Here is an 11,212-nt window from a genome sequence, read left to right on the forward strand (position 1 = left end):
ATGGGAAGCAAAAGGACGGAAATTGCCGTTGTGGGTATGGCCTGCCGTTTCCCGGGAGCCAGCGGATATGATTCATTTTGGGAAAACCTGATTCAAGGCCGCAATTCCATCTCCGAGATTCCCCCGGAACGCTGGGACTTGGAGCAGTTTTATTCGCCAAACTTGAATGACGCAGGCAAAACCTCAAGCAAATGGTGCGGGGTGGTGGAAGGAGCATATGATTTTGACCACAGCTTTTTTAACATTTCCCCGCGCGAGGCTGCGAGCATGGACCCACAGCAGCGTTTGCTCCTCGAAGATACATGGCATTGCATCGAGGATTCAGGCATTTCTCTGTCGGAGCTTCAGCAGAAGGTGACAGCTGTTTATACCGGCGTGATGACAGCGGGTTATTTGCAGCAAATGGAAGCCTCGCAGGCAGACAGTTATGCCTGTCTTGGCAATTATGAGAGCTTGCTTGCGAACCGGATATCCTACGCGTTTAATTTCAGTGGCATGAGCCTGCCGATTAATGCGGCCTGCGCTTCCTCACTCGTGGCTATTCACGAGGCGAGACGCGCCCTGATTCTGGGAGAATGTGATTATGCCTTGGCTTCTGCCGTAAATTTGAATCTCGACCCGCTCAAATATGTTTCCTTTTCCCAATCAAGAATGTTAAGCCCAACAGGGCAGTGCAAAACATTTGACCAGAGCGCGGACGGATACGTCCCGGGAGACGGGGTCGCTGTATTGCTTCTGCAGCGATTGGAGGAAGCCGTTGAGCAAGGGAATACGGTTTATGGCATCATTAAAGGCTCTGCTGTCAACCACACGGGGAAAAGTTTATCCATTACGGCACCTCGCATGGAGGCACAGCGTGATGTCATTTTAGCTGCGTGGAAGGCAGCGGATATCGATCCTCGCACCATTACCTATATCGAAGCACACGGGACTGGTACCTCGCTGGGGGACCCGATTGAGGTCGAGGCGTTAACCCAGGCATTTCGGCACTATACCCCGGATCGGTCATTCTGTAAGATCGGATCGGTTAAAACGAACATCGGTCATCTGGAGAGTGCAGCGGGCATAGCTGGTTTTATTAAAGTGATGATGATGATGAAACATCGGAAAATTCCGGCCTCTCTTCATGTGAAGACGCTGAATCCGATGATTCCTTTTTCGCGTACTCCGCTGGAGGTTGCACGAAAACAAGAGACTTGGCACAGTCAGGAGCAGGGACAGCCTTTGCGCGCAGGGATCAGTTCATTCGGTTTCGGAGGTGTAAACGCCCACATTGTGGTCGAAAACTACGAACCTGCTCCCAAACCATTTGTTCTCTCCAAGCTATCCGTCCAGCAGGATTCCAGAGAGCCATCCCGATTATTTCTGCTGTCTGCCAAGTCGGAAGCAAGCTTGCAGGAGCATGTCGCAGATTGGCAGCAGTGGTTCGACAGGCATTCCAATACAGAAGATACTCTACGGGCCATCAGCCTGTCGCTGCTTAAAGGCAGAGAGCATTTCAAATATCGGTTTGGCGGATGGGTTAACACCCAGGAAGAGCTCGGGACATTGCTGAATTCCGACTGTTACGGCAGCCCGCAAATTGGAGCATCCGCAGGGTATCTGAACATTCAGAGTCCCACATGGGAAGGATACGCCCAATTGAAATGCTCTGGACATACGTCTCAGTTATTACTGCGTAAGGCGGAAAGGCAAATCGAGGCAGCATTAAAAGCAAACGGCATGAGGGAAGAATGGGAAGACTTGATGGCAGGATATTATCAGGATACGTGGCATGAAGACCGGCGAGAGCTGTATTGTTTTATAGCTGGATATGTTCATGCTGCTTCCTTGATTCAACTGGGTTTTGCCCCTCGGTGGGTTCAGGGAACAGGAATTGGCATGCTGATTGCATGGGTCATTGGAGGTCACATTTCTGTTGAAGATATGATCTCCGTTCTGCTCAAGCAAAAGCGTGCCGAAGACGTGAGACTGTGCAGCCCCATATGGCCTGTCATGCAAGAGGGAAGCTCATCCCCAATCATGCCCTTTGCTTTTGATGATTCCTATGTACATGATTTGATTCAATCTGTACGGATCGTGGAGGAACAGGCTTACGACGGGTTCCGAGACGAATTGATGAATCGTGCGCTTCGTTTATACACGCATCAGTATACGTTCAGGAACTACATAAATGAATGGAATGACGAATGGCAGAAGAGCACGGGAACAACCATTCCATGGCAGTTGCAACCAACGCCCAACAGCAGCAATACAAGCGAATCTTCCCGTTCCATGTCGGCTGTGTTATGCATTGCAGTCATGGATGCGCTACGCAGGGTGAAACGAAAGTGGCAGCTTCAGGTATCTGAAGAGTCAGACATTCCGGCTGTACAGGAGCTGCTTGATCTTCTGGCGGATAAGGTTATTACCCGGAGAGACATTATCGAGATGTTGTTGAACGAGACAGGGGAACATCATGATCTTTCACGGATCACAGCGCAGTTGAACCAGAATTCCGGACTCATGCTGCCAGAACGCGCATACACACTTATTCGTCAGCACCAACAGCGGACAGGTGGAAAGGACAACGCAGTCCAATTTCTACATGACTTCCTTCAATCCAGTAGTGAAAATGAAAAGGATCGTAAGATACCTCTACCTCATTCAGAAAAAGCCACAGATTGGATGAAGCAGACCGGACAAGAAGCAGAGGAAGTGACCTTGGAATTACCATTTCACGAAAATGTACTGCGATTATGGCTGTCCGGCATGGAGCTCGATATGCGTCAGCTTGCGGAAGAGGAGCCTTACCAGAAAGTACGGTTGCCACGTTATGCATTTCAAAGAAAAACATTCCGTTGGTCTGCCAACTTCGGTAGAAAAGCGAAGGATTCCTTCCAAGAAACGGAAAGCAAAAAAGAACATGATCAGCTTCATCCAATGCTTCACCGCAACCTTTCGGCTAATCAGGACACAAGATTCTGTTCGGACTTTACAGGGCATGAATTCTTTCTCAACGATCATCGGGTTCGAGGGCAACGGGTACTTCCAGGTGTGGCTTATCTGGAGATGGCCCGCATGGCTTTTCACAGTGTAAACCAATCGCCTTCTTCCTCCTTTGAAGCGTTCCAGATTAAGAATGCAGCCTGGACAAGTCCGATTTTCGTGGATGATCGTCCGGTTGAGGTATCCGTTCGACTACATTACGAAGACACGGAACGGGGAATTCTGCGATATGAGATTAGTGCGGAAGGCAGCGAATCCCTAGATCGTCTGAGCTGCGGAACAGGACGCGTCGCCTTGAAATCGTTGGCCCCTGTTGATCGTCTTGATATTTCGTCTCTGATTGCAGCAATGCGAGAGGAGAGTCTGTTGGATCATGAGACCATCTATGCCTGCTTGCGAGAACAAGGGCTGGAATATGGACCAGGTCATCAGGCGATTGAGCGAATGTACATCAGTTCGGGTCAGGCTCTGGCACATCTGAACATCCCTTCCCATATAGAGCATACATTGGGCGATTATGCGTTGCACCCTAGCCTGATGGATGGGGCTTTGCAGACAGCGATGTTGTTGCTTGACGATAACGCCACCCTTCAGGATCAAGCGAAGGGAACGAATCTTCCTTTTTATATGGAAGAAATGGATTGCTTGTTACCGTGTACAGCGGAGATGTGGGTGCATGTGCGTTTCAGTGATGGTGGTCCAATGGGAGGCAATGTGGCGAGGCTGGACATGGATCTAATGGACGCTGAGGGAACCGTCTGTGTCCGGATTCGGAATTACATGTGCCGCAGCATGCCGGGAGAGACGAGGCAGCAGCAAGTGATGCAGGATGCGGAGCGGGTAACGATCACGAGGGATTTGCACGAAGATTTTCCACCTGGTACAGAGTTGTTGGCTCCTGTGTGGAGCGTGCTTCCATCGGAGAAAGACAGCAGGATTTCTTTCGAGAGCCTCAGAACGGCCCTCATTGTTGCAGAGACAGTAGAGATGAGCGGATACCTTGATGAGGTTAGACAGCACTATCCGGGAGCTTCGTTGATATTGTTGAAGCCTGGCGAAACTGTGGAGCAAACGGCCCAAAGACTGGAAAACTGCGGACAGTTTGACCATCTGGTGTGGGTCTCGGGGTTAGGCAACGCAGAAGGGAAGGATGCCAGCTCGATCACTCAGAGCCAGCAGGAAGGCGTGATTATTGTATTCAGTTTGGTCAAAAGTCTATTGCAGCTAGGGTATGACAGAATCCCTCTCCAATGGACCGTAGTTACTTTTAGTGCCATAGCCATTCATGCGCAGGATGAAGTGCATCCGCTCCATGCAAGCATACATGGCTTTCTCGGTTCTTTGGCCAAAGAATACAAAAACTGGACGTTTCGAGTCGTTGATCTGGATTTTGCAGATCGAAGTCTGCCATCGCTGAGCGGCATACCCATTGTGCCTGAGAATACATGGAGCAATCTGACTGTCTATCGGGCCAAACAGTGGCATCGCTGCGAATTGCTGCCTGTTAAGCTGCCCTCCATCCAGCAATCGGCTTATCGTCGCTGCGGCGTATATGTCGTTATAGGCGGTGCTGGCGGATTGGGTAAAGTTTGGAGCGAGTATATGATTAGTCGCTACAACGCTCAGATCATTTGGATCGGACGTACACCACTCAACCCCGATATTGCAAAAGAGCAGAAAAGGCTTGCTCTAACTGGTCCGGCTCCAGAATATATATCAGCAGATGCAGGCAGTCCTGAGGCCTTGCATGAGGCTTACAGGTTAATCAAACAACGCCATGGAGCAATTCATGGTGTTATTCATGCTGCCATTGCACTGAGAGACAGCAGTGTAATGAAAATGGACTTGTCACAATTCAATGAAGGATTATATGCAAAAGTCAACGTATGCGCGGGAATGCTCGAGGTCTTTGAGAAGGAACCCCTTGATTTTATGCTGTTTTTCTCCTCCATCAATGCGTTTGCCACACCTGCCGGGCAAAGCAATTATACGGCCGGGTGTACATTCAAGGACTCATTCGCCCAGTGGCTTCATCGTCGTCTTCAATACCCTGTTAAAACCATTAATTGGGGGTATTGGGGAAGCACCGGAACGGTGGCTTCTCCAGCTTATCGTGAGCGGATGGCCAAACAGGGCATTGGCTCGATTGAGCCTCCCGAAGCGATGACTGCGCTAGAACTGCTTCTGGCCAGTTCACTTCCTCAACTGGGACTGGTCAAAATCATTGGTGATGCAAAGCCATACGCGATCAGCGAGCAAGAATTCATGACAGTATATTAGGCATGAAACGTGTAATCCAACAGGAGGGCGAAATCATGCAAGATAATGAGCGGTTATCCTTACAGCACAAGCTGTGGAATTCATTAAACCAGATACTGATGCATGTGTTGATTGTTCAGATGGAACAGCTTGGAGATGTTAGAACGATGGCAGGAACTTCGCACTGTTCTTATCCTGGTGTGCTTCCTGCATACCAACGATGGATGGACCACACGCTTCGCATTCTTCAGCGTAACCCGGAACTCGGTGAATTCGAAAGTACCAACATTTGGTCTGATTGGGAGGAGCACAAGGAGCGCTGGATTACGCAGCCGGGAATGAGAGCAAGGGTGGAGCTCGCTGACGTGATGATCCGGGCGCTGCCCGACATTGTTACAGGCAAACAGTCCGCAACAGAGATCATGTTTCCGGGTGGCTCCATGTCAAGAGTGGAGGGAATATACAAGCAAAATTCAATTGCAGATTATTTCAATGCACTGCTTGCAGATGAAGCCATCGAGCTGATCAGGGATTTCCCCGGGCATGGCAATCGCAAGATCCGCATTCTTGAAATTGGCGCGGGAACTGGAGGAACAAGCTCCATGCTGTTTCAAAAGTTCGAGCCCTACCGTGAACTTATTCAAGAATACTGTTACACGGACGTCTCCAAATCTTTTCTGCAGCATGCAAGGAAACAATATGGGCCGTATTACCCCTACCTTACGTATAGTCTGCTCAATATTGAAGAGCCCTTGCATTCTCAGGGAATTGAAGCGGGACGATATGACCTAGTTGTGGCTACCAATGTACTGCACGCCACACGTCAGATCCGCCATACTTTGCGCAATGCCAAAGCGCTGTTGACCTTGAAAGGTAAACTGCTAATCAACGAAATTATTGAGGATTCCCTGTTTAACCACGTCACGTTTGGCTTGCTGACCGGGTGGTGGCTGTTCGAAGACGAACAGGTGCGTATTCCCGGCACGCCGCTGCTGCATCCGGATCAGTGGAAAGCGGCACTGGAGCTGGAGGGTTACTTTGACGTACAATTTCCGGCATCTACCGCCGAAGGACTGGGCCAGCAAATTATAAGAGCAGCAAGTGACGGAATGGTCCGGCAGAAACACACCTTTTCATCAGCGGCTCAGATGCTGCCCACAGCTGGAAGGCAAGAGCCTTTACAGCCACAAGAGACTATTACAGTTCAAGAACTAGAACCAGCCTTAAACGCGTTAACCCCGAAAGAGCCTGCTGTAGATGACAGGGAATTAAAACAAACATGCATGATGTATTTTCAAAAGATGATCGGTGCCATTCTGGATGTAGAACCAGAGCAGATCGATCCCGCTGAAGCTCTAGAAATGTATGGGCTGGATTCGATTCTCATCATTCAGTTAACTGAGCAGCTAAATAAGGAAATGGGAGAGCATGTGAGCAGCGTGCTCTTTTTTGAATATACAACCCTTGACGCACTGGTCAACCATTTTGTGGAAAAGCGCAGGTTTGAACTGATCTCGATGCTCGGGTTAACGGAATCGATAACAGAGCCTGAACTGAATATTGGTGAATTTTCGGCAGAAGCTGCCACTCACCTAACTGATAGTTACAAGCAGCAACGACCATCTGAGGCAACAGGTGAAGTAGCCATCATCGGGCTTGCCGGGCGTTACGCTCAGGCTGATGATATGGCTGAATTTTGGAACAATTTGATGCAGGGCAAAAATTGCATTACTGAAATACCTTCGCAACGTTGGGATTGGAGAACCCACTATCATTCAGAGAAAGGACAAAAAGGAACGTCTTATAGCAAGTGGGGAGGATTTATTCGTGGTATCTATCACTTTGATCCGTTGTTCTTCCATATTTCTCCTAAAGAGGCCGAACAAATGGACCCTCAGGAGCGGCAGTTCCTGCAAACGGTCTATGTTGCCATCGAAGATGCAGGCTATACGCCTCAGGCTCTTGCCGATGCGGGTACAGTCGGTGTATACGCAGGCGTAATGAATGGCAACTATCCTACGGGAGCTTCCTTTTGGTCCATAGCTAATCGGGTATCCTACACGTTTAATTTTACGGGGCCAAGTCTGGCCGTGGATACTGCATGCTCTTCCTCCTTGACGGCCATTCACCTGGCAATGGAAAGTCTGCGCAACGGCACCTGCGACCTAGCCATCGCAGGCGGTGTGAATCTGATCGTTGACCCGGTTCATTATGTCAGGTTGTCCGAAAAAGTCATGCTGTCTCCAGACAACGAGTGCAGTCCTTTTGGAGAGGGAGCCAACGGTTTTGTGGACGGGGAAGGTGTTGGTGCATTACTGCTCAAGCCGCTTCATCTGGCGGAGGCCGACGGGGATTTTATTTACGGCATCCTTAAAGGAAGCATGATTAATGCAGCGGGTAGAACAAAAGGGTACACCGTGCCCAATCCCGGCCAGCAGGCAAAGGTGATCAGCGAAGCCATCTCACGATCTGGAGTAGATGCCCGGACCATCAGTTATATTGAGGCACATGGCACTGGCACTGCACTGGGTGACCCGATTGAAATCGAAGGCTTGCGCAGGGCATTTGAGAAACATACAGCGGATAGACAATTTTGTGCAATCGGCTCAGTGAAGTCGAACATCGGCCATGCCGAGAGTGCAGCCGGCATCGCCGGGGTCAGCAAAATACTGTTGCAAATGCGTCACGGCTGCCTGGTGCCTTCACTGCATGCAGAGAGCAGCAACCCGAATATCCGGTTCAGTCAAACCCCATTTCACGTTCAGCAGCACATGACTCCATGGATTCGTCCCGTACTGGATACACCTGAAGGCATGCGCGAATATCCACGGATTGCGGGTATCTCCTCATTCGGGGCAGGCGGCGCCAATGCTCATGTCATTCTTGAAGAATATAGGATGGAAAACAAGGTGGACCAGAAATCGGTGATGGTAGGGGATTCCGATGCACCGGTAATGATCGTTCTATCCGCAAAAACCGAAGATCGCCTCAGGATAAAGGTGAGACAGCTTGCGCAAGCCGTTCAGGACAACGCTTATACGGACTTACATCTCGCAAGGATCGCCTACACCCTGCAAACCGGAAGAGAAGAGATGGAATGCAGATGCGCTTTCACGGCGTATACCATCAAGGAGATGCTAGGCAAATTGCAGGCGTATCTCAAGGGGGAAACGGCACATGAACAGATATTCACCGGAGAGATCGATCTTGCACGGAATGACAATCGACTTGTAGACGATGACGATATGCAGGAACTGGCAGCCAGCTGGATGCGCAAACGAAAAACGGTTCGGCTTCTGGAGCAATGGGTTCGGGGAATGAAGCTGGATTGGCAGCAGTGGTATGGGACGGTTAAACCACGGCGAATCAGCCTGCCGGGATACCCTTTTGCGGAAGAACATTACATGATACCTTCTTTATCCTCCTCATCGGGGAATGAAGGTTTTGAAACCAAGAACGTCGTAGCGCCAAGCCAGACAGAATGGCTGCATCCGCTGCTGCATAAAAACACCAGTTATTTGGGCAGTCAGCGGTTTAGCTCACGTTTTACCGGAAAAGAATCATTTCTGCGTGATCATCAAGTAAGAGGAGTGAGCATATTACCCGGAGCGGCTCATCTGGAGATGGTTGCAGCAGCTCTGCGGCATTCCCTGCCGCCCGAAGAACATAACAGACAGCAAAACGGCAACGATCATATTCGTCTGCATGATCTGGTATGGCTGAATCCAGCTTCTGTAGAGGATCAGCTGTTGTCTGTACATCTTGAATTGCAGGCCGAGCGACACCAGCAGGGGTACCGATTTGAAATTACGAGCAATGCGAAAGCGGAGGCTCCATCTGTATTATGCAGCCAAGGATTTGTTTCCCTAATCCGCTCCACAGGGGACACGCCTCTATTCCAACCTGCTGATTGGCATGAGCGTCATGGCAACAAGATTGTTCCATCTGAGAAAGGTTATCGATTTTTTTCTCGTATAGGTCTGGTTTATGGAAGCACTCACCGCTGTATCTCACATTTATATACAGGACAGCACAGCGTTATGGCACGATTAGTCATGCCCATGACGGGTACAGAAAGCCTGGAGGAATACGGACTCCACCCATCCATGCTAGATTCAGCTTTTCAGGCATGTCTTGCACTTGCTATGGATATGAGCCAGGAAGAAGAAGGTCTTTCGCCTGAGCCCTGGCTGCCATATGCACTGCAACAAGCGGAGATTTACAGACCATGTTCTTCTGTGATGTGGGTAGAAGTCCGTTATACCGCGGGCAGTGGTCCTGGGAATTCCATGCCTCGTTATGACCTCACGCTCTATAGTGAGGATGGATTGATTTGCGCGAAGTTTGAAGGTTTGGCGTTACGGAAGTGGTCTGCAGCGCCCCAATCCCAGCAGGATTGGACCGGAGAGGAAGCTGCCTTGACTAACCAGTTCGGGGATCATTTAAATAATCTGCATGCACTGGAGCCCTGGACACGAGATCTGACCATGTCGGCGGCAGCGGCAACATCCGAAAATGATGCTAAATTGGCTGTTCTTACAACAGTGTGGGCCCCATTAGAGCAGCAATCAGTAAATGAAGGCATTCCCAACACTGAGGTGTATCCGACGGAAAGACTTCTAATTCTCTGCGAAAATGCCGACATGAACATCCGTTTCCCGAGAGGCGATGCTTTTCGGCAGATTGTCTTTCCGAGACAGCCATCTGTGGCACAGATGGTGGATATGCTTGCGGCCGAAGGAGATTGCGATCATATGATCTGGCTTTGTCGCCCTGGACCGTCCGAGAATCGCATGACAGAAACAATCAGGGAAGAACAGGAAAGCTTCGTACCCGAACTTACTCGTTTCTTCAGGTTTGTCAAAAGCCTTCTGCACCTGGGATACGGCTCCAGAAGTCTTCACCTCACAGTCATTACAACGAATGCTCAAGCGCTTTCCTTCGATGATACCATCGACCCGGACCAGGCAGCTATTCATGGGTTGACGGGTTCACTTGCTAAGGAATATGCCCATTGGGCCATTCGCGTCATTGATATGAATGGGGGCGAAATTCTCCCAATGGATGCTATTGAAGATATGACCCCGGACCCCCACGGAAACGCATATGTGTGGAGGGATCAGGAATGGTATCGTCAGGAATTAGTGCCTGTAGAATACGATTCCGTTCCACTAGCCGCTTATCGGCAGGGAGGGGTCTATTTGGTTATTGGCGGAGCCGGAGGAATTGGCGAAGTCTGGACACGTTATATGATTGCGACCTACAACGCCCAGGTGATCTGGCTAGGAAGAAGCCCCATGAGTCCCGAGATTCGCCGTGAAATCGAACAGTTGGGCCTATTGGGGCCGGAGCCCCTTTATATCCAGGCAGACGCTTCGCTCCCCGGTCGTCTGGAACAGGCTTATGAGTCTGTCATAAAGCGGTTTGGACAGGTGAATGGAATAATCCACTCTGCACTAGTGTTGTCTGACAGAAGCCTGGCGCGTATGGATGAGGAGACTTTCAACAACGTGCTGTCTGCCAAAGTTCAAATTAGTGAACAAGTGAATGCATTAATGAGTCGGCTTCGGAAGCAACCCGATTTTGTCTTGTTTTTCTCTTCGCTGAACTCCTTGATGAAACTGCCAGGTCAGGGCAACTATGTAGCTGCCTGCTGTTATGCCGATGCCCTGGCCTCGCAGATGAACAGGAAATGGCCTGGACGGATTAAAGTGGTCAACTGGGGATATTGGGGCAGCGTCGGTTCGGTCGTATCTGAGCAGGTAAGGCAAAGCATGCATCAGAAAGGCATTGGTTCTATCGAAGCTGAGGAAGCCCATCCCATTCTGGAATGGCTGATGTCAGGTTCCCTGCAACAGGCCGTCATACTCAAGATGACCCGCAAACCCGAAATGCTTGTATTAAATGAAAATCAAATGTTAACGGTATATCGTTAGATCAAGTGCACATTGACCGATATGCAAAG

Annotated in this window: 2 protein-coding genes; both read left to right on the plus strand. The window is 49.9% G+C overall.

The features are described from left to right. Positions 1-5,268, plus strand: a complete 5,268-nt coding sequence (locus M1D71_RS14975) for an SDR family NAD(P)-dependent oxidoreductase (protein WP_458122603.1) — start codon at positions 1-3, stop codon at positions 5,266-5,268. Between the two features lie 35 nt (positions 5,269-5,303). Further along, a complete protein-coding gene (locus tag M1D71_RS14980; protein WP_458122604.1) occupies positions 5,304-11,183 on the plus strand; it encodes an SDR family NAD(P)-dependent oxidoreductase in 5,880 nt (1,959 codons plus the stop codon). The last annotated feature ends 29 nt before the right edge of the window (positions 11,184-11,212 follow it).

This window comes from Paenibacillus sp. Z3-2 (assembly GCF_054161325.1).

Coding starts and splice junctions, on each gene's coding strand:
- M1D71_RS14975 (WP_458122603.1), top strand. CDS start 1: ATGGGAAGCAAAAGGACGGAAATTGCCGTTGTGGGTATGGCCTGCCGT.
- M1D71_RS14980 (WP_458122604.1), top strand. CDS start 5,304: ATGCAAGATAATGAGCGGTTATCCTTACAGCACAAGCTGTGGAATTCA.